This is a genomic window from Rhodococcoides sp. S146-33 (genome assembly GCF_059489205.1).
On record NZ_JCAJWY010000001.1, the window covers coordinates 864,738 to 884,058 of the forward strand.

Consider the following 19,321-nt stretch of genomic DNA (forward strand, 5'->3'; position numbering starts at 1 on the left):
CCGCCCCCGTACCTGCTCCTTGTATGTGACGACGTACTTCCTGGGAAAAAGAAAGGCCACTCGATGGTGAACAGTCACTAATGCGCTCTGTCCACAGACGTGGTTGAGTCGTCGGTAATGAGACGTGGGTAACACTCACGCTGCCGATGGCGACATACCCAGAGTCGGCACCAACAAACCCCATGCAAACACGAACTACATCTCTTGGCTCGGAGGCGCACCCATGACTGTCGTGAACGATCTGTCGCACTTGGCTCTCACGGAGCTCGACCCGTCCGATTACGCGGTGCCGACCATCGCACCGATCCGCACCGCCGGTCATCTCGACCCGGTGTTCTGCGTCCACCCGTTGGTGGGTCTCGTCGACTGCTACGCAGGTCTGGCCACTCACGTCGACGACGCGCGGCCCATCTACGGCGTGCAGGTACCGACGTCCGGTGAACGCTCCGAGTCGTTGGCTTCACTGGCCTCCTCCTACGCCGACGACATCCTTCGCGTCCAGTCCTCCGGTGCAGTCCACCTGCTGGGGATGTCGTTCGGCGGAGTTCTCGCCCACGCCATCGCCGTCGAACTCCAGAGCCGCGGCGTCACCGTCGGCGCACTGACGCTGCTCGACAGCGACCCGGTCCGGGCCCGAGCCGAGGGAGCAGATCTTCTCGCGTCCATGGGCGACGACATCGATCGCAGTCACGTCGAGGAGTTGCTGGCTGTCGCCGCGCACAACGACGAGCTCGTTCAGCGGCACCTGCCCGGCATCTTCTTCGGCGACATCCTCGCCGTCTCGTCCCTGGGAACCGACTCCGGTTCCGCGTGGCACCCCTTCGTGTGCGGCACCGTCGCCAAGTACCTCGTGCCCGACGCCACCTCGTTCGACGTCGTCGGCCCGTTGGTGGACAGCTACCTCAGCTGATTTCTCGCCCTATCCCAGCCAGTCCAGCACGGCCGCGGCCGTCCAGGATTGCTGCATGCTGCCGAGCGGCTTGCCGGTGAACGGCTCGTAGTATTCGGCGAAACTTCCGTCGCTGGCCTGCCGCAGTCCCTCGTCCCGCAAGGTCAGTGACCGCTCGGACCAACCGCGACGGGCGAACGCCCACGAGAACAACCACGTCATCACCGGCCACACCGGCCCACGCCAATATTCACGGGCGCGGAAGTCCTTGGACACCGGCGAGGTCGACGGCGGGACGGCGTACCGCAGATCCGGATGACCGCAGAAACGTGTGCCCTCGAATATTCGCAGCAGGTTGCGCTCCTGCTCGCGGGGTAGGCCGCCGCACAGCAACGGCGCGAACATCGCGATGGTTTCGGTACCGATCCACTGGCCGGTGCGCAGGTCGAAGTCACGAGCCCCACCGGAGCGGGCATCCGTTGTTGCGACGACACCCTTGCGGAACTTCTCGGCCCACGAGCGCAACTCGCGAACATCGGAGTTCGGACGCGAATGGTCCTCCCCGATGGTGGCGAGCACGTCGCATGCCACCGCGAAGATCGCACTGACGAACACGTCCTCCACAGCGAAGCTCATCTTGGTCTTCAACGCGTCGTCGTCGTAGCCGACCTGCTTCATCTCCTCCACCAACCAGATGTAGCGGTCGTACTCGAGGTTGCTCGGCCGCTGAGAGGCGTCGGTGATGACGGCCTTGTCCTCCCTGAAGTACGGATCCATCCCTCCAGGAACAACATTGGCGTACGCCGAATCCCAGCGCGGCGAGTTGTCCATGCCGGATTCCCAGCCGTGGAACAACGCGATGCGTCCGTTGTCGTCGACGTCGCGCGCCTGAGCGAGCCAACGATGCCACCGCACCAGATCACCCCACCGTCGATCGAGAAACTCTTCGGCGACGGCACGCGTGGTCCGCCCGTGGCGCTTGGAGTGATCGAGAATGCGCTGAACGGCGATCGCGTGCACCGGCGGCTGGGTGATGCCGGAGGTCTGCGGATTCATCGGAGCCTGCGGGGCGAGGGTCCCGGTGGCCCACCGCGCCGGCCCGGGAAAATAGCCGTCGACTCCATTTGCGAACACGATGTGCGGAATCATCCCGTTCTTCCACTGCGCCGAGAGCAGCGTGTCCATTTCCACCACCGCACGCTCGACGCTCAACGGTGCCAGACCGACGGAGACGAATGCCGCGTCCCAGCTCCACATGTGCGGATACAGCCTCGGGGCCGCGCTGGTCATGGTGCCCAGGTCGTTTCCCCGAAGCAGGTACGCCGCACGAGCCGCCAACTGCGTGGAAGTGAAACCTCGATCGCCCATGCAGACAGTTTGCGTCCATCCGCTGGATTCCGCTCGTTTGGATTGCGGACCGAAGCTGTCCTCTATCGAGCCTAGTGTGAACTTCACCAGCCACCAGGAGGAAAAGATGACCACCGAAAGCACCGACATCGTGAAGTTGCTCGCCGAACAGCGCGCCAACTTTCTCATCACCGTCCGCGGAATCACCGACGAGCAGGCGCGCACCCGAACGACCGCCAGCGAACTGACCCTGGGTGGGCTTCTGCACCACGTTGTCAGCAACGAACGGCACTGGATGAAGGTGATCGCAGACCTGGACGAGACCGCACAATTCGACATGGCCAGCGCCGGCAGTGAGTACGTCATGGCGGAGGACGAAACCGTGGCGGGTTTGGTTGCGGAGTGGGAAGAGGTGGCACGCGCAACTTCTGCGGAGCTGGACTCGCTGGACCTCGATCTCGCGGTGCCGGTCCCGACGGCCCCCTGGGCACCCGAACGCATCTGGCAGAGTGCCCGATTCACCGTGCTCCACATCCTGCGCGAAATCTCCCAGCACGCCGGCCACGCGGACATCATTCGCGAGGAACTCGACGGTGCGAACACCACCCAGACCTGGGCCTCCGAGGCGGGGATGAGCTTCTGAGTAGCCTGGGAGTGGAGCCTGCAGGAACGACCCAATTAACCTGACTGTATGACTCGTACTGCACTGGTGACCGGAGCAAGCCGTGGCCTCGGGGCCCATATCGCTCGACTCCTCGCTCCGGACCATCACGTGTTGTTGGGGGGACGATCGGCCGAATCTCTGGAGCCGATCGCGTCGGAATTGGCCGGGTCCACCCCGTGGCCCGTGGAACTGACCGATCCCGACGCGGTGGCGGCGGCCGCGTCGAGCATCGATTCTCTGGACGTGTTGGTGCACAACGCCGGAGTGGCGGCGCTCGGGACCGTCGAGGAGTCGACGGCCGATGATTGGCGACGCCAGTACGAGGTGAATGTCATCGCGGTCGTCGAGCTCACCCGACTGCTGCTTCCTGCACTGCGTGCCGTCAAAGGCCATGTGGTGCTGATCAATTCGGGTGCGGGCATTCGAGCGAACCCGGGTTGGGGCGCTTACGCGGCGAGCAAGTTCGCACTCCGTGCATTCGGTGACGCACTGCGACTGGAAGAGCCGTCGTTGCGCGTTACCTCGGTGCATCCCGGCCGCATCGATACCGAGATGCAGCAGGAGATCGTCGCGCACGAGGGTGGAGAGTACGACGGGTCGAAGTTCTTGCAGCCCAGCACCGTTGCCCTCGCGGTACGCAACGCAATCGATACGCCGGCCGATGCTCACCCGACGGAGTTGGTGCTGCGCACCAGGTGAGCGGAAGTTCGTAGCAGTGGTCGAGTTTTCGTTCACGACAACGACTCTGTATTCCTGTGGTTCGATCGATCGCCCGGGCGTCAGCCACAGTCCGGGAGGCGGCCAAGCCATTCCTCGAAGGATTATCCATCCGGCGCGCAATCGGGTCGATCAGCCCTGACGGTCTGTATCGTCTGACCGTGACCGAAGCCAGGCGACATGCTCTGATCATCGATACTGCAGTCATAGTGTCCGTTGTATCGATCGGCATCGTTGTCGCGGGCTTACTGCCACAGGATGGCGAAGCATTAGAACCGGATTCGCCTGAGAGGACTGCGCAGATCGTGTCCGAACCGGTGGAGTACCCGGTCGACATTCCGGGGTGCACCTCCGTTCGACCCCCGCCGGTAGACAACGAGATCACACGTTATTCCACTGCCACTATCGGTGGGGCAACCCCGGACTACGACAACCCGGCGTATCCGTGGCTGACAGCGGGTAAAGCATCCGCGATGTCGGACGCCGTCCGCGCAGCACTACCCGCCGATGTCACCGTGGCGTTGGCATCGCCATCGAGTTCGCTCGTGTTCCAGCCTGTCGAAGACTTCGGCGACACCGGTCCGCAAGGACTGATCCCGACGACGTCGGCGTCCGGTCAAGTGGTCCGCGACGGGGTGTCCGCCTACACCACCATCGCTGTCGGGCCGGCCGATGCCGGTGTACCGAATTGTGTCGCCGGCGAACTCGACTCCCGCACGACTACGCCGGGAGGAACCGTCGTCGACACGTTGGACACGTGGTACGAGGAGCGGGGGGCGCGAACGTACTGGCGTAGCGCCACCGCGTATCACCCCGACGGAACCCGAGTGAGCGTCGGCCTCACCGGTAACGACCTGACGGTGCTACCCCTCGATGCCGGCGAGGCCGCGGCCATCGCTGCCCGTCCCGAACTGGCCCTGTCCACACCTGCTCCGGCCGGAACGCCTGCGCCCCGGCAGGATTGCTCGGTCTACGCAGCCTCCTCGACCGGGACAGTGCAAGATATTCGCCGGGAGTCCGTCGATGCGGTGAATGCCGCGCTGACCGCGACGTGGGCGTCCATACCGAACGCGCCGACCCTGGACCGGCCGATCGGCTCGCTCGTTCCCGACGGCTTCAGCTCCGGCGTGTGCACCGACCTCGACGTCGTCGGGGCGCGAATGGGGTTGTCCGTGTCGGTGATCGGTGGCCAACCGCTGCCGGCTCCGGTGGACCCGTACGACCCCGATGCGGCGTACGGCCCTCTCCCGGTGACGCGAACGCTTCCAGACGGGTCGGTGATGCAGAGCGAGGACGCCGGAATCACCGAGGGGTTGGTGTCGGAGGACGGGACCACCCGCCTGTCGAGGTCGGTGACCCTCACCCGTCCCGACGGAGTGCAGGTGTCCGCGCGATCGACAGCCGACGTCGAACCCGGACTACAGACCGCACCGCTCTCGCTTCCCGAACCACTCGGACACGACGTACTCGAAGCGCTGGCGCAAACACCGATCGCGATGTGGCCGTGACCGATTCGGAACCCAGGGGGTACGGCCGCGCCGGAACGGTGCGTGCCGGAGTTGCCGTCGCGGTTGCGATGATTGCCGCCGTTGCGGCGGTGACCGTGGTGGTCACCCACCAGCGGCCGACGGCTGAACCCTCCGACGCTGCCTCTGCGGTGTCGTCGCCCCGGGAGGCAGCGACGACGGAGGTGTCGTCCGCACCGACGCACGATCCGCAGTGGCAGATCGATGCCGCAGAGGTGTACGGGCGCGACTTCGCGGCCTTCGTCGCACCGACGACGAGTCTGCAGTTCGACTCCGGCAACAACGCAGTCATCGACGCCGGCGATGTTCTTGTCGCCGCGGTCGGCCTACCGAACCCGCGCACGTATCTGCTCGACGACGCCCGGTTGGTGGGGATCGACGCAACGGACGGAGCCGTGTTGTGGTCGGTGTCGCCGGACGGCGGTCTGAACAGTTGCGCCGGCACACCCGTTCGAGGCGAAATCCTCTGTGTCGATTCGTATTCGAACAGTCCGGCGTTCGTCGCGATCGGTGTGCGGGACGGTGCGATGCGGCGGGTGCCGATTCCTACGGGCTGGTTCCCGTACGCGATCGAATCCGACGACACCTCGGTCTACGTCCTGGAAGGCAATCCGGAGGACAGTGAATCAACCCTGCACGGCGGTGACATCGACGCCCTCGCCGCCGCGTGGGCACTGCCGATCACCGCGTTCTCCCCGTACGAAGGACTGGACGGGCCGTTGATTCACATCGACGATGGGCGCGGAGTCGTCACCCTCGGTGGTGAGGCGGCGTTCTTCGATCCCCGCACAGGTGCGGCGGTCAATGGTCTCGAATTACGTTCGGATACATCGGTTGTCGACACCGCAACGGGGAACGAGGTGTGGCACCTTCAGGAGCCGTTCGCAGGATCGACGACTCTGAGGGAGACCGTGTACACGTCGACGGGTTCCTCGGTCATCGCGTCCGCAGCCGACACCGGAGACGATAGATGGGTGTGGCCGGTGCCGACCGACGCGAGCGGCTCGACGGAATCCGGGTCCATCGTCGGAACCGAATCCGGTGTGTACTTCCTCTCCTCTGCGGTCATGGTCCAGCTCGAGTAGCTCGGTGCGCGGCAATACGGTTTTCTGAACTTGTCGACGGGATGAGCTGTGCGCAATTCTGTTGTGGGCGAGGCCGATTGCCATCCTTGTCGCCGAATGTGCTGCTCCAATAACTCACGCAGTGTTCACGACGTCGGCGTCGTAGGTCAGAGAATCCTCGGGCGCTATGGAGAGTGTCTCGAGGTCGGGTGAGTCGAGCAGGCTTCGTGCTGCTTCTTCCGAACAGCCCACCAGGGTCGAGTCGAAGTCCACTTCGGTTGCCACACACCATGTCCGATCAGCCGGCCATACGATGTTGGGGGACGGACCGAGATACCCGAGCAGATCGGGGATAGTGACGGCCTCCTCGAGCGCTCCGGACAGCACTCCGTACATTCGCCCAGGATGTTCGAGCGACGAGGCATGCAAGAGCAGTTCTGCCATCGGTGCCACGTCGACCGGCTCGGAGTATGTCTGCCCATCGGGTCTGGGTCCGAATCGGACTGTGGATCCGTAATGGAAGGCGGCCTTGCCGAGCCAGACGGCGAAGTACGCATCGTCGGGCGTGTCGGTGTGGTGCGCGAGCAGATCCAGCAACGTCTGATTGTCTGGTTGGAGCAGTTCACCTATCTCGGGATCGCTTCCCGGCCACAGCTCGCTCGACGGGTTGATCGATTGCTCGGAACCGATCAGGCACCACCACTGGACTCGAGGATGTATCTGCCTGCCGGTGACCGCAGCTACGTCGCGCCACCGTATCGATTGTCGGTCGTCGGACTCGATGGGGTGGAGGACGCGCACGTACCGTGCATAACCGCCTGGGATGACTCCAGTGATCGTCCTCCATGAGGTCAAGCGGGGTCTGATCCACGCCCCAACAGATCCGTCGACTGGTTCCATGAGCTCCACCCTGCCCCATCTGCCACCGTGGTCGGCTTCTGCACATCATGTACGCGCGGGACCCTCGTCCACCCAGTCCGGATGCTCGTTTTCCGCCCACTCCCGCGTGACGACGCCCTCCGTCATTCCGCGCATCGCCTCGGTATCGCGCCACGCGTAGGTGATGTGCCCGACGACCAGAAGGCCGAATCCCAGTGCGAACCAGTCGTGCACGAAGGTCGCGCCGATGCGCCAGTCCAACGGACTCCAGTTCTGGAAATACATCACGGCACCGGTCAGCAGCAGCACCAGAATCGATCCACCGCTGAGCGCGCCGTTCAACTTCTGGCCGGCGTTGAACTTACCGACCCCCACCGCGCCGAGACGACGGGCCTTGGAACGCAACCACTTCCAGTCGTCGTCGACGAATCTGTTGAGACGCGTCATGTCCCGTCGGTATCCCCTCGATACCGCACCGGCGATCAACGGAACCGGTAATAAGAAGCCCGACCACACGTGCACGAACTCCACGATCGGACGGTGTCCCACCAGCACTGCGAGCGACCCGATGTACAGAATCGCCGCGGTCACCATGCACACGATCACCAAGATGCCGACAGCCCAGTGCACGTATCGCTCGACCCGCCCGAAGCGAGCGAGTTCGTCAAGCCGTGGGGTCATCACGACGTCCGTTCGATTCGCCGACGTACGCGTCGATGTCGTATCCGCGATTCTCCCAATAGCCCGGCACCACGTTGTCGGTGAGCTCGATCCCGCCCAGCCACTTGATGCTCTTGTAGCCGTACATCGAGGCCACGAACAGCCGAACCGGCCCCCCGTGATCGTGGGTCACCGGGCCGTCGAGCAGGGTCAACGCAACCAGGACGTCGTCGCGACGGGCCTGCTCGAGCGTCAGACTTTCGGTGTAGGTCCCGTCGAACGAGGTGAAGCGAAGCGAGTTTGCCGACGCGGTGGGTCCGACGGCATCGAGAATATCGGCCAATCGCACTCCGCTCCACGCAACTTCGGGTACCCGCCATCCCGTGACGCACTGAAAGTCGCGCACCAACGACGTCTGCGGCATCGAACGCAGGTCCTGCAGCGTGAACGTCCGCGGTGAGTCGACCGAACCACCCACCGTCAAGGCGTAGGACTTCTCGTCCTTGCGCGGCGCGCCCAGCGTCACCGAATAGAACCGAAAGTTGTTTCCGACGGGAATCAGTCCGATCAAGCCCGTCGGATCGTGATTGCCGAGTGGGCCGAGCACGGACGCGAGACCCTTCTGCAGTGCCCCGCCGCCCACGATGCCCGCGGCACCCGCTGCCACCAGGCCGAGCACGACTCGACGGCCGACGGGCCTACCCGGAATCTCTCGCTCGTCGATCGGCATCCCTCCACTGTCCACGCTCGACGGCGATCCGTCACCTGACGCCCCTCGAAGTCTGGATGTTCGACGCGGGAAGTCCTACCGTGGAGACATGGCACTGTCGAAGGCAGAACGCGAAGAGTATCTGGCCGAATCGCATATCGCCGCGCTGTCAGTGGCGGCCGGACCGGATCGCGGCCCGCTGACGGTCCCGATCTGGTACGACTACACCCCCGGCGGTGAAGCCTGGGTACTGACCGGTAAGACGTCCAAGAAGGCCCAATTGATCAGGGCTGCAGGGCGATTCACCCTCATGATCGAACAGTCAGATCCGACGATCCGCTATGTCAGCGCCGAAGGTCCGGTGATCCGAGAAGAGCCGAGCACCCCGGAGCTGCTGCGCGCCATGGCAGCCCGCTATCTGCCTCCGGAGAAGGTCGACGGGTACCTCGAGATGGCGAACAATGAACACGAAGAAAACGTGGTGTTCTACCTGCAACCGGAGCATTGGTTGTCGGCCGATCTCGGGGCCATCTGATCGCGTCGATCTCCGAGTGCGCGGTTGCAGCTACGCGGAAAGCTGCGCCGAGACGAACCGTCGGACACGTTCGAGCGATGCAACGGTTTCCGGAGTCGGGACCTGCTGATACGCATGCCAGAGTCCGGGCGCGTCGTCCACCTCGACGGGCACCCCGTGCTGTTCCAGACGACGTGCCAAGCTCAGTACATCCGGGCGCAGGAGATCGCGCTCCGCGGTCACCAGAAGAGTCGGCACAGTCAGGCCTGTGAAGTCGACCAGGATCGGTGATACTCGCGGATCGTCGGGGTCGTGTCCGCCCAGATACGCAGGCAACGCCTTGTCCAGCATTCCGTGCCATTTCACGACCGGATCGAGGCCCTCGTTCACCAGCCGGGCGGAATCGAAGTCGTGGAGGTCGGCAGCGGGACTGAACAACACCACGGCGGCGGGCAGCAATGAGCCCGCACCGTCTCGCTCGAGCAACTGCTCGAGCACGCCCAGTGCCAGGTTTGCGCCGGCCGAAGTGGCAACCAGGACCGGCCGGCCGGATAGTCCGGATGTGAGTGCATCCTAAGCCTTTTCGACCTGATGCAGCGATGTGGGAAACCGAGTGGCCGGGGCCAGGCCGTAATGCAGGGAGAAGCACGTCAACCCTGTCGAGGCGGTCAGGCCGACGGCGATCGAGTCCACCGGTTCACCGACGACGAACGCTCCTCCGTGTACGTAGACGAGGTAGTCGTCGCCCTCAATACGAGGGTGGTTCCGAGGTTTCAACTCGGTGACGGTCGATCCCGCGTAGTCCGTGATGTGAACGTCGACCTGATGGTGGCGCAAAGCTTCTGCGATGGCACCCTTGTTTCTCCGGCGCGCCAGTGCTCGAACCACGGGACTGAACACCGCGTTGAGCGGCACCGGAATACTCGCGGGCGGTGCGGTCGCCAACATCTGTCGAGCAAGGTCGGACAGTGGTTGCTCGTCGTTCGCACCGAAGCCGGGCTGGGTCATGTCGTGAGGATAACGAAAAGCTCCCGAACTCGAAGTTATGGACGGAAATCGCCAGATTTTCATCCATAACTTCGAGCTCGGCGGAGGCGGGGTTACTTCAGAACGATGTTCACCATTCGACCCGGGATGACGATGATCTTGGTCGGGGCCTTGCCGTAGAGCAGGGCCACGATTTTCTCGTCCGCCAGAGCCGTCTTCTCTACGTCGTCCTTCGTCGCATCGACCGAGACAGTGATGCGACTGCGTACCTTGCCGTTGACCTGGATGGGGTAGTCGACGGTATCGGCGACGAGCCACTTCTTCTCCACGCGCGGGAACGGCCCGTGCGCCAACGACTTCTCGTGACCGAGCTTGCTCCACAATTCCTCGGACAGGTGCGGAGCCAACGGAGCCAGCATCAGGATCAGCGGCTCGACGACCCCGCGCGGCGCACCGTCGGGGTACGCCTTGGTGATGTGGTTGGTCAGCTCGATCAGCTTGGCTCCGGCCGTATTGTCGCGCAGCGCAGCGTAATCCGCGTGTACGCCGTCGATCACGCGGTTGAGCACTCGCAGCGTGCCCTCGGTGGGCTTGGCATCGGTGACGCGAACCTCGCCGGTCACCTCGTCGAGCACCAGACGCCACACACGCTGCAAGAACCGCTGCGCGCCGACGACGTCCTTCGTCGCCCACGGCCGCGAGGTGTCCAGCGGGCCCATCGACATCTCGTAGAAGCGCAGGGTGTCGGCACCGTACTCGGCGAAGATCTCGTCGGGGGAGACCGAATTCTTCAGTGACTTACCCATTTTCCCGTACTCGCGGTTGACGGGCTGATCCTGATAGAAGTAGCCGCCGTCGCGTTCGATCACCTCGGCCGCGGGCACGTAGACCCCACGCGCGTCGGTGAACGCGTACGCCTGGATGTAGCCCTGGTTGTACAGGCGACGGTACGGCTCGCTCGAACTGACGTGACCCAGATCGAATAGCACCTTGTGCCAGAAGCGCGAGTACAACAGGTGCAGCACCGCATGCTCGACGCCACCCACGTAGAGATCAACCCCGCCCGGATCGTTGGGTCCGTGGATCTCCGGACGCGGCCCCACCCAATACTTCTCGTTCTCGGGGTCCGCGAAGGCCTCGGAGTTGGTCGGGTCGACGTAGCGCAGCTGGTACCAGGAACTACCGGCCCACTGCGGCATCACGTTGGTGTCGCGGGTGTAGGTCTGCAACCCATCGCCCAGATCCAGTTCTACGTTCACCCATTCGTCGGCCTTGGCCAGTGGTGGGGACGGCTCGGAACCGGCGTCGTCCGGATCGAACGACACCGGGGCGTAGTTCTCGATCTCCGGAAGTTCGACCGGCAGAGCAGAATCGGGCAAGCCGTGCGGATTGCCTTCGGAATCCCACACGATCGGGAACGGCTCACCCCAGTACCGCTGACGAGCGAACAGCCAATCGCGCAGCTTGTACTGAATGGTGCCGCGGCCTTTGCCTTCGGACTCCAGTCGGGCGATGACAGCGGCTTTCGCCTCGTCGACCGGTAGGCCGTCGAGGAAGCCGGAGTTCACCAGCGCGCCGTCGCCGACATAGGCTGCCTCGGTGACGTCTCCGCCCGAAATGACCTCGCGCACAGGCAGACCGAATGCCGTAGCGAACTCCCAGTCACGCGCGTCGTGGCCGGGTACGGCCATGATGGCGCCGGTGCCGTAACCGGTGAGCACGTAGTCGGCGATGAACACCGGCACCTGCTCGCCGTTCACCGGGTTCTCGGCGTAGGCACCGATGAAGACGCCGGTCTTCTCCTTGTTCTCCTGCCGCTCCAGATCGGACTTGGCGGCGATCGACGCCCGATATGCCGCAACGGCTTCCGCGGGGGTCCCGGCTCCGCCGGTCCACGTGTCGGAGACGTCCGAAGGCCACTCGGGAGCGATCAGCCCGTCGACCAGTTCGTGCTCGGGGGCGAGCACCACGTAGCTCGCGCCGAACAGAGTGTCGGGGCGAGTGGTGAACACCTCGATGCCGGAGAACGAGACCTGCGCACCGCGGGAGCGTCCGATCCAGTTGCGCTGCATGGTCTTGACCTTCTCGGGCCAATCCAGGTACTCGAGGTCGTCGACGAGCCGGTCGGAGTACGCGGTGATGCGCATCATCCACTGCCGCAAGTTCTTTCGGAACACCGGGAAGTTTCCGCGATCGCTCCGCCCGTCGGCCGTGACCTCTTCGTTGGCCAGCACCGTACCCAGGCCGGGGCACCAGTTGACCATCGAGTTGGACTCGTACACCAGCCGGAAGCCGTCGATCACCTCACGGCGCTCGCCGACGGTCAGCGACTCCCAGGAGCGGCCGTCGTCCAGAGTCCGCTCACCCGAGGTGAATGCGGCCTCCAGTTCCGAGATGGGCCGCGCCTTGCCGAGCTCGTCGTCGAACCAGGCATTGAAAATCTGCAGGAAGATCCACTGCGTCCAGTGATAGAAGTCGACGTCCGTCGTCGCCAGGGACCGTCGACGATCGTGCCCCAGGCCCAGGCGACGCAACTGACGTCGCATGTTGACGATGTTGTCCTCGGTGGTGCTGCGCGGATGCGTACCCGTCTGCACGGCGTACTGCTCGGCGGGCAATCCGAACGCGTCGTAGCCCAGCGCGTGCAGCACGTTCCGTCCCTGCATGCGGTGGTAGCGCGCGAAGACGTCGGTGGCGATGTAGCCGAGGGGATGGCCGACGTGCAGTCCGCTGCCCGACGGATACGGGAACATGTCCTGGACGAACAGCTTGTCTTTCGGGACGTCTCCGGCGAGCGTGCCGACCGGGTTGGGTGCGTCGAAGGTGCCCTGGGTCTCCCACAGGTCCTGCCACTGCTCCTCGATGTGCCCGGCGAGTTCGGCTGTGTAGCGGTACTCGGGGGCGGACTCGGTGGGTGCGTCAACGGAATCGGTCACATCGACCAGCCTAAAGTGTGACGCGGCCCGCCTGGTACCAGGACCTCGCTGCGCCGTATCCTGGCGAAGTGGTCATCGTCGCGGTTGTGTTGTTCGTACTCGCCCTCATCGTCGGCGCTGTAGCCGCCCTGTCGCTGCTGGGCCGGCTCCCACGTAACCGTTTCGCCGGTGTCCGCACCGCCGAGGCCATGCGCGACGACGAGACGTTCGTCCTGGCCAATCGCGTTGCAGGTCCCACGACCGCGGCATCGGCACTGGTGCTGGCCCTCGGCGCAGTCGCCGCTCTTGCTCTGAGCGGCGTCTCGGCCGTCGTCGCAGTGGTCGTCGCCCTCGTGGCCGCGCTGTTCATCGCCGCAGCCGGCGGATCCATCGGGGCCCGCGCCGCGGCCGCCGTCCCGGCCCCCGCCGAGGCGGACGGATGCGGACAGTCCTGCATCTCGTGCAGCCTCAAGGACGCTTGCCAGCCGAGCTGAGCAGATGAAGACGAGAGCGTCACGCACATTCGATCCCGCTGGGGTGGTCTTCGGCGTTGCCGTTCCCCTTGCGGTCGCTGCCCTGTGTCTCGTTCTTGCCTACCTGTGGCAGGCCCGACTACCGGACGAGGTCGCCACCCACTTCAGCGGTACCGAACCGGACGACTTCTCCAACCCGCTCTCCAACACCTGGACCCTCGCGATCGTGATCGTGCTGGTGGGCGGCGGGTGCAGTGCAGTCGCGTCGTTGGCCCGGGTGCTGCTGATCATGCGCCGCACGATGCTCGTCATCGGGCTGACCGTCGTCGGAATGATCGGCGTTCTGCAGATCGCCACCCTGACCCGGGAGTTGGACCTCGAGTCCGGCCAGAGCGTCACCATCCCTGGCTGGGCCATCGCCATGGGGACCGTCATCGGATTCGCCGCCGGGCTGTTCGGTGCGTCCAAGCTGCGCGACCACCGCGAACGCGTCGTCGCCACGTCCGCGCCGCACGCCGATCTCCCGCGCTGCAATCCCGAACTACCCCTGGTGGTCCGCGTCGGCGCCAGTCGTGTCGCCGGTATCACTGTCGTCGTGATTTCTCTCGCCGGAGCCGCGCTGACCTGCTACCTGACCAGCTCGCCATGGCCGATCTTTCTCTTCGTCCCGCTGACAATTCTGATTCTGTCGCTGCTGCGCTTCACCGTGCACATCGACAGCGACGTGCTCTACGTATCCAGCCTGGGCATGGCGGCCTTCGACTACGACATCGACGAGATCACCGGTGCCTCGGTGCGGACAGTCGATCCGGGTAAGGACTTCGGCGGTTGGGGTCTGCGGGCCAAGGGGCGCGGAAACTACGCCGTCGCGACCGAATCCGGCCCCGCCGCTTTTGTCACCTTCGCCAACGGCGACCGGCTCACCATCGGTTCCGACCAGGCCGACACGATTGCCGGCACTCTGAACAGCTTGACCGCCCGCACCCGCAGCACAACGGTTGATTGAGTCGGCCGAGTGAAGTTGTTGCGGGATACCGTGCTGGATCCCTTCTTGCTGAGCATCTTCGCCGTGGCCGTACTGGCCAGTCTCTTCCCGGCGACGGGCACGGCCGAGGACGTGCTGAGCTGGGTCACCCGGATCGCAATCGGGTTGCTGTTCCTCATCTACGGAGCGAGGCTGTCGCCGCGGGATGCCTGGGAAGGCGTCAAACACTGGCGGCTGCACTCGGTGATCCTGGCGTCGACGTACCTGCTGTTCCCCGCCCTCGGTGTGGCCCTGCGGATACTCGAACCCGGCCTGATCAGCGAGGACCTCTACACCGGGGTGCTGTTTCTGTGTCTCGTGCCCTCGACCGTGCAGTCCTCGATTGCCTTCACCTCCATCGCTCGCGGCAATGTCGCCGGCGCGGTGGTGAGTGCCTCGTTCTCCAACATCATCGGAGTGTTCGTCACCCCCCTGCTGGTGATCGCGTTGATGACCACCACCGGGTCGGTGAGCATCGATCCGAGTTCGATCCTCGACATCGTGATCCAGTTACTGCTGCCCTTCGCCGTCGGTCAGTTGGTCAGGCCCTGGGTGACGGGATGGTTGACGCGGCACAGCGCACCGACCAAGCTCGTCGATCGCGGCTCGATACTGTTGGTGGTGTTCGCCGCGTTCAGTGAGGCGATGAACCAGCAGGTGTGGTCCTCGGTGGCGGTGTGGCGCATTGCCGTCGTCGTCGGAGTCTGCGTGGTGCTACTGGCCGTCGTACTGACGATCACCTGGTACGCCGGTAAATGGTTCGGCTTTCCGCTCGAGGATCGCCTGGTGCTGCTGTTCTGTGGATCGAAGAAGAGCCTGGCGAGCGGACTGCCCATGGCCGCAGTGCTGTTCGTCGGCCAACCCGTCGGGCTGATCGTGTTGCCGTTGCTGCTCTTCCACCAGATCCAGTTGATGGTGTGCACCGTGATCGCTCAGCGCTTCGCCCGACGACCGGAACCGCAACCGAGCCCAGCGGCCGCCGCGGCGGACTAGGTTGGATGTCACTCGAGGCGATGGGGAGAAGACAATGACCAGGAAGCGTCATACCGACGGAGTCGTCTCGGCGGCCTACACCGGCCGGCTCGCCACCAATCCTGTTCCTGCACTACGACTTCCCGAGGAACAACTCGACCCCGACGCGGCCTACCGCTACATTCACGACGAACTGATGCTCGACGGCAGCTCGCGCCTCAATCTGGCGACGTTCGTCACCACCTGGATGGATCCCCAGGCGGAGAAGCTGATGGCGGAAACGTTCGACAAGAACATGATCGACAAGGACGAGTATCCGTCCACCGCCGCCATCGAGGAACGGTGCGTCAACATCGTCGCCGATCTGTTCCATGCCCCCGGACTCGACCGCGAGGACCCGTCGTCGGCCACCGGGGTATCGACGATCGGATCCAGTGAAGCCGTCATGTTGGCCGGCTTGGCCCTCAAGTGGCGCTGGCGCGCCGAAGGAGCCGGTACCGGGACTCCGAACCTGGTGCTGGGCAGCAACGTTCAGGTGGTGTGGGAGAAGTTCTGCCGCTACTTCGACGTGGAGCCGAAGTACCTACCGGTCGAGCGCGGCCGGTACGTCATCACCCCCGAGCAGGTTCGAGACGCGGTGGACGAGAACACCATCGGTGTGGTCGCGATCCTCGGCACCACCTTCACCGGAGAACTCGAACCGGTGCAGGAGATCTGCGCTGTGCTCGACGCGATGGCCGACAACGGTGGGCCGGACGTCCCGGTTCACGTCGACGCGGCCAGCGGCGGCTTCGTCGTCCCGTTTCTCTATCCGGAACTCGAATGGGACTTTCGGTTGCCTCGGGTCAAGTCGATCAATGCCAGCGGGCACAAGTACGGATTGACCTATCCAGGAATCGGATTCGCCGTCTGGCGGACCAAGGAAGACCTTCCCGAGGACCTGGTGTTCCGCGTGAACTACCTCGGCGGCGACATGCCCACCTTCACGCTGAACTTTTCCAGGCCGGGCAACCAGGTGATCGGTCAGTACTACAACTTCCTACGGCTGGGCCGCTCCGGCTACACCGACATCATGAAGGCGTTGCGCGACACTGCTGTTCGCGTCAGCCGACACCTCGAGAAGCACCCGGACATCGAGGTGATCACCGACGGATCGGCCATTCCCGTGCTCTCGTTCATGCTGAAGGACCATTGCGACTTCACCGTGTTCGACGTGTCCCACGAGCTGCGCGCCCGCGGTTGGCAGGTACCGGCATACACGATGCCCGACAACGCAACCAACGTCGCAGTACTGCGAATCGTGGTTCGAGAGGGCTTCAGCGCGGATCTCGGTCGCATGCTGTGCATTGCCATCGACGAGGTGATCGATGGCCTGAAGTCGGGCGGGCATTCGAGCGCGCAGGCTTTCGCCCATTGAGCGGCTCCGCCGCATGTGAGCGAAACTTCGACCACTGCTACGAGGCGGGAGTGGAGCCTGCGGAACGACCCGAAGGCACTGCCGTGCACGTGCGGCGCAGCCGCTCAGTTTCGGTCGACGTCGATCGGGTGGGATGCGAGCAACGCCAACGGCATCGGCTGACGACGCAGCACGTGTGCCCACAGATCGATGCGCGGTGGGCCGATGACATCGGATGGCAAGGCAGACAACACCATCCAGTCCTCGCGGTCCAGTTCGCCTTCGAGTTGCCCGAAAGTCCAACCCGAGTAGCCGGCGAACACCCGCACGCCCTCGATCAACGGGGCGATATCGGCGGGATCGGAATCGAGATCGACCATCACCACTCGGCCGTCGACGCGGCGCAATCCGGGAACGCCGTCGATCGAGGCCCCGGTTCGCAGTGTCGCCAGGCACAGGGCCGAGTCGCGCTTGACCGGACCGCCGACATACAGCGCTTGCGGCTTGGCGGCGAGCTCGGACCAGTCGGGCAGCACATTCTGCACCGCGGTCTCACTGGGACGATTGATGACGACGCCGAGGCTGCCGGCATCGTTGTGTTCGATGATGTAGATGACAGTGCGTCGAAATGTGGGCTCGACGAGCTCGATCGACGACACCAACAGACTGCCGGGCCGGACATCGCGCAGGGCCGACGCCGTCTGGTCCTCGGGTTCCTCCGCATGCGTTGCCACGTAGCCATTGTGGCACCGCGCACCGCCGGATGTGGCGCAAGCGACGCGGCCAGTCCCCCTGGGTCGTTCCGCAGGCTCCACTCCCGCCCCAGCTCCTACTCGAGCCCGGCGATCTTCGTCAACAATCCCAACTGATACTCGAACAAGTCGTCCCTGCTGGCGAATGTCGTGGCACCGTACTGATCGAACACATCGAAGCTGATTGCGCCGAACAGCGACGCCCACACCATCACTCCTCGGGCCATCAGCTCGTCGGGTAGGCCTGTCCCCATCTCCCGGCGGATCTCCTCGAAGCTGCCGTGCAGTGATGCCGGTGCCGGGACATCGGTCGGAGCGGCGAGCCGAGTGCCCGCCCAGGCAGTATCGAGGACCTTGACCAGCGTTGTGATCACGCGGGTACCCGGCCCGGTGGTCTGCTCGGCGGGGGCGTGGTAGCCGGGTACGGGGCTGCCGAACACCAACGCGTACCGTGCCGGCTCTCGCAATCCCCACTGCCGCACCGTTCGGCCGAGCGCCAGGAACTTCTCCTTCGGTCCCTCGGCGGCGTCCACCGCTGCGTCGACGGTGTCGCCGAGCTCGGTGTAGGCGTCGACGACGAGCAGGGTCAGCAATTCGTCCCGGCTCGAGACGTATCGGTACACCGCGGAGGACACGACGCCGAGGTCTCTCGCGACGGCGCGCAACGACAGTGCGGCCGCACCACCTGCGGCCAGATGCTCGCGCCCGATACGGGTGATGTCGGCCAAGGTCTGCGCGCGGGCTCGGGTGCGGGGGGTGCTCGCCATGAGGTCATTGTAACTGCTGCTCTTTCGAGAGAGCACTGCTCTTGCTTTTTCTCCGGAGACGGTGCACACTCGAATCAACAGAGAGCACCGCTCTCGTTTCTATCCGAGGAGCACATCATGACCGAACTACACGTCGTCACCGGAGCCGGGCCCGTCGGCTGGACTGTCGCAGAACAACTTGCTGCGCAGGGCCATTCGGTCCGAATCCTCACGCGTTCCGGCAGCGGACCCGAGCACCCGATGATCGAGCGACGATCGGTGGACATCGAGTCCGACGACCTGCGCCCCCACTTCGACGGTGCCACCGCCGTCTACCACTGCACGCACGCCGCCTACGAAAACACTGTCTGGCGAGACAAGCTCGAAGCGATGGAAAAGCGGGTGCTCGACGCAGCCGCGGGCACGATCGTCGCGTTCCCCGAAAGTCTCTACGCCTACGGCCGCGTCGACGGTCCGATCCGCGAGGACACTCCCCGCGACGCCACCTATCGGAAACTGGGTGTGCGTACCCAGCTCCTGGCGGCTCGCGACCAGCACTCGACTCCCACCGTCAGCGTCGCGGCCTCGGACTTCTACGGGCCCCGTCTCATCTCGTCCCACATGGGCGAGCGAGTCATCGCACCGATTCTGGCCGGCAAGACGATCCGGGTCATCGCCTCCGCAGACCTACCCCACTCGTTCACCTACGTCCCGGATCTCGCGGCGGCGATGATCATCGCCGCCGCGTCACCGACGACCTGGAACACCGTCCTGCACGCACCTACCGCTCCCGCGGTATCGCAGCGTTCGATGATCGAGATGTTCTCTGCTGCAGCCCACGTGCCCACTCCCAAGGTGGGTGCCATTCCGGCCTGGGTGATGCGCGCACTGAGCGTCATGCCAGGGCCGATGAAGGAACTCGGCGACACCCTCTACCAGTTCCGCTACCCCTACCTCCTCGACTCCAGCCGCAGTGAGGCGATCCTGGGACTCGGACCCACCTCGCTCGCCGACGGCACCGCCGCAACGATGGCGTGGTGGAAGGCTGCGGTTCCTGCGGTCGTCAGCGGCAACTAGAGTCCCCTCG

Annotated in this window: 18 protein-coding genes and 1 pseudogene; 11 read left to right on the forward strand and 8 right to left on the reverse strand. The window is 64.6% G+C overall.

The window, feature by feature from the left end; translation table 11 throughout:
* The first annotated feature begins 223 nt into the window (after positions 1 to 223).
* Positions 224 to 910 (forward strand): thioesterase domain-containing protein, encoded by a 687-nt coding sequence (locus tag AC5WEY_RS04135; RefSeq protein ID WP_495644798.1) that lies wholly within the window; start codon positions 224 to 226, stop codon positions 908 to 910.
* Positions 911 to 919: 9 nt separating this feature from the next.
* On the opposite strand, the gene ggh is transcribed toward AC5WEY_RS04135, so the two are convergent.
* Positions 920 to 2,257 carry a glucosylglycerate hydrolase gene (gene ggh, locus AC5WEY_RS04140; RefSeq protein ID WP_495644799.1) on the reverse strand — a complete coding sequence of 446 codons (1,338 nt, stop codon included), beginning with the start codon at positions 2,255 to 2,257 and terminating at the stop codon, positions 920 to 922.
* 106 nt (positions 2,258 to 2,363) lie between these two features.
* Between ggh and AC5WEY_RS04145 the strand changes: the two genes are divergently transcribed.
* The 4 genes from AC5WEY_RS04145 to AC5WEY_RS04160 all read left to right on the forward strand — a co-directional run bounded on the left by AC5WEY_RS04145 (position 2,364) and on the right by AC5WEY_RS04160 (position 6,228).
* The gene (locus tag AC5WEY_RS04145; RefSeq protein ID WP_495644800.1) at positions 2,364 to 2,879 is read left to right on the forward strand and encodes a DinB family protein; all 516 of its coding nucleotides are present in this window, start codon (positions 2,364 to 2,366) and stop codon (positions 2,877 to 2,879) included.
* Between the two features lie 48 nt (positions 2,880 to 2,927).
* A complete protein-coding gene (locus tag AC5WEY_RS04150) occupies positions 2,928 to 3,599 on the forward strand; it encodes an SDR family oxidoreductase (protein ID WP_495644801.1) in 672 nt (223 codons plus the stop codon).
* Positions 3,600 to 3,922: 323 nt separating this feature from the next.
* Positions 3,923 to 5,125 (forward strand): hypothetical protein, encoded by a 1,203-nt coding sequence (locus AC5WEY_RS04155; protein ID WP_495644802.1) that lies wholly within the window; start codon positions 3,923 to 3,925, stop codon positions 5,123 to 5,125.
* Entirely contained in the window at positions 5,122 to 6,228 is a 1,107-nt protein-coding gene (locus AC5WEY_RS04160) for an outer membrane protein assembly factor BamB family protein (protein WP_495644803.1), read from the forward strand. The genes AC5WEY_RS04155 and AC5WEY_RS04160 overlap by 4 nt, the downstream gene beginning before the upstream one ends.
* A 114-nt stretch (positions 6,229 to 6,342) precedes the next feature.
* Here AC5WEY_RS04160 and AC5WEY_RS04165 read toward each other — a convergent pair whose 3' ends face one another.
* From AC5WEY_RS04165 to AC5WEY_RS04175, 3 genes are all read right to left on the reverse strand, one after another.
* A complete protein-coding gene (locus tag AC5WEY_RS04165; RefSeq protein WP_495644804.1) occupies positions 6,343 to 7,008 on the reverse strand; it encodes a hypothetical protein in 666 nt (221 codons plus the stop codon).
* A gap of 144 nt (positions 7,009 to 7,152) precedes the next feature.
* Positions 7,153 to 7,767, reverse strand: a complete 615-nt coding sequence (locus tag AC5WEY_RS04170) for a cytochrome b/b6 domain-containing protein (protein WP_495644805.1) — start codon at positions 7,765 to 7,767, stop codon at positions 7,153 to 7,155.
* Positions 7,751 to 8,476 (reverse strand): molybdopterin-dependent oxidoreductase, encoded by a 726-nt coding sequence (locus AC5WEY_RS04175; RefSeq protein ID WP_495644806.1) that lies wholly within the window; start codon positions 8,474 to 8,476, stop codon positions 7,751 to 7,753. The genes AC5WEY_RS04170 and AC5WEY_RS04175 overlap by 17 nt, the downstream gene beginning before the upstream one ends.
* Positions 8,477 to 8,564: 88 nt before the next feature.
* Between AC5WEY_RS04175 and AC5WEY_RS04180 the strand changes: the two genes are divergently transcribed.
* Positions 8,565 to 8,990: a pyridoxamine 5'-phosphate oxidase family protein gene (locus tag AC5WEY_RS04180; protein WP_057478350.1), complete on the forward strand. Its 426-nt coding sequence runs from the start codon at positions 8,565 to 8,567 to the stop codon at positions 8,988 to 8,990.
* 30 nt (positions 8,991 to 9,020) lie between these two features.
* On the opposite strand, the pseudogene AC5WEY_RS04185 reads toward AC5WEY_RS04180, so the two are convergent.
* Positions 9,021 to 10,040: pseudogene (locus tag AC5WEY_RS04185) on the reverse strand (alpha/beta hydrolase fold domain-containing protein).
* 29 nt (positions 10,041 to 10,069) lie between these two features.
* Positions 10,070 to 12,892 (reverse strand): leucine--tRNA ligase, encoded by a 2,823-nt coding sequence (gene leuS, locus AC5WEY_RS04190; RefSeq protein WP_495644807.1) that lies wholly within the window; start codon positions 12,890 to 12,892, stop codon positions 10,070 to 10,072.
* 68 nt (positions 12,893 to 12,960) lie between these two features.
* Here leuS and AC5WEY_RS04195 point away from each other — a divergent pair, with 68 nt between their 5' ends.
* Genes AC5WEY_RS04195 through gad form a run of 4 tightly spaced genes read left to right on the forward strand, consistent with a single transcriptional unit; the run spans position 12,961 to position 16,757 of the window.
* Complete coding sequence (locus AC5WEY_RS04195) at positions 12,961 to 13,365, forward strand: SdpI family protein (protein ID WP_057478493.1); 405 nt, start codon at positions 12,961 to 12,963, stop codon at positions 13,363 to 13,365.
* A 4-nt stretch (positions 13,366 to 13,369) separates the two neighbouring features.
* The gene (locus tag AC5WEY_RS04200) at positions 13,370 to 14,350 is read left to right on the forward strand and encodes a DUF1648 domain-containing protein (protein ID WP_495644808.1); all 981 of its coding nucleotides are present in this window, start codon (positions 13,370 to 13,372) and stop codon (positions 14,348 to 14,350) included.
* Between the two features lie 9 nt (positions 14,351 to 14,359).
* The gene (locus AC5WEY_RS04205; RefSeq protein ID WP_495644809.1) at positions 14,360 to 15,361 is read left to right on the forward strand and encodes a bile acid:sodium symporter family protein; all 1,002 of its coding nucleotides are present in this window, start codon (positions 14,360 to 14,362) and stop codon (positions 15,359 to 15,361) included.
* 34 nt (positions 15,362 to 15,395) lie between these two features.
* Positions 15,396 to 16,757 carry a glutamate decarboxylase gene (gene gad / locus AC5WEY_RS04210; protein WP_495644810.1) on the forward strand — a complete coding sequence of 454 codons (1,362 nt, stop codon included), beginning with the start codon at positions 15,396 to 15,398 and terminating at the stop codon, positions 16,755 to 16,757.
* Positions 16,758 to 16,861: 104 nt separating this feature from the next.
* On the opposite strand, the gene AC5WEY_RS04215 is transcribed toward gad, so the two are convergent.
* Entirely contained in the window at positions 16,862 to 17,470 is a 609-nt protein-coding gene (locus AC5WEY_RS04215) for a YqgE/AlgH family protein (protein WP_057478356.1), read from the reverse strand.
* Between the two features lie 95 nt (positions 17,471 to 17,565).
* Positions 17,566 to 18,255 carry a TetR/AcrR family transcriptional regulator gene (locus AC5WEY_RS04220; RefSeq protein WP_495644811.1) on the reverse strand — a complete coding sequence of 230 codons (690 nt, stop codon included), beginning with the start codon at positions 18,253 to 18,255 and terminating at the stop codon, positions 17,566 to 17,568.
* A gap of 117 nt (positions 18,256 to 18,372) precedes the next feature.
* On the opposite strand from AC5WEY_RS04220, the gene AC5WEY_RS04225 reads away from it, so the two are divergent.
* Entirely contained in the window at positions 18,373 to 19,311 is a 939-nt protein-coding gene (locus AC5WEY_RS04225) for an NAD-dependent epimerase/dehydratase family protein (RefSeq protein WP_495644812.1), read from the forward strand.
* Positions 19,312 to 19,321 lie beyond the last annotated feature (10 nt).

Coding starts and splice junctions, on each gene's coding strand:
- AC5WEY_RS04135 (WP_495644798.1), top strand. CDS start 224: ATGACTGTCGTGAACGATCTGTCGCACTTGGCTCTCACGGAGCTCGAC.
- ggh (WP_495644799.1), bottom strand. CDS start 2,257: ATGGGCGATCGAGGTTTCACTTCCACGCAGTTGGCGGCTCGTGCGGCG.
- AC5WEY_RS04145 (WP_495644800.1), top strand. CDS start 2,364: ATGACCACCGAAAGCACCGACATCGTGAAGTTGCTCGCCGAACAGCGC.
- AC5WEY_RS04150 (WP_495644801.1), top strand. CDS start 2,928: ATGACTCGTACTGCACTGGTGACCGGAGCAAGCCGTGGCCTCGGGGCC.
- AC5WEY_RS04170 (WP_495644805.1), bottom strand. CDS start 7,767: ATGACCCCACGGCTTGACGAACTCGCTCGCTTCGGGCGGGTCGAGCGA.
- AC5WEY_RS04175 (WP_495644806.1), bottom strand. CDS start 8,476: ATGCCGATCGACGAGCGAGAGATTCCGGGTAGGCCCGTCGGCCGTCGA.
- AC5WEY_RS04180 (WP_057478350.1), top strand. CDS start 8,565: ATGGCACTGTCGAAGGCAGAACGCGAAGAGTATCTGGCCGAATCGCAT.
- AC5WEY_RS04200 (WP_495644808.1), top strand. CDS start 13,370: ATGAAGACGAGAGCGTCACGCACATTCGATCCCGCTGGGGTGGTCTTC.
- gad (WP_495644810.1), top strand. CDS start 15,396: ATGACCAGGAAGCGTCATACCGACGGAGTCGTCTCGGCGGCCTACACC.
- AC5WEY_RS04220 (WP_495644811.1), bottom strand. CDS start 18,255: ATGGCGAGCACCCCCCGCACCCGAGCCCGCGCGCAGACCTTGGCCGAC.
- AC5WEY_RS04225 (WP_495644812.1), top strand. CDS start 18,373: ATGACCGAACTACACGTCGTCACCGGAGCCGGGCCCGTCGGCTGGACT.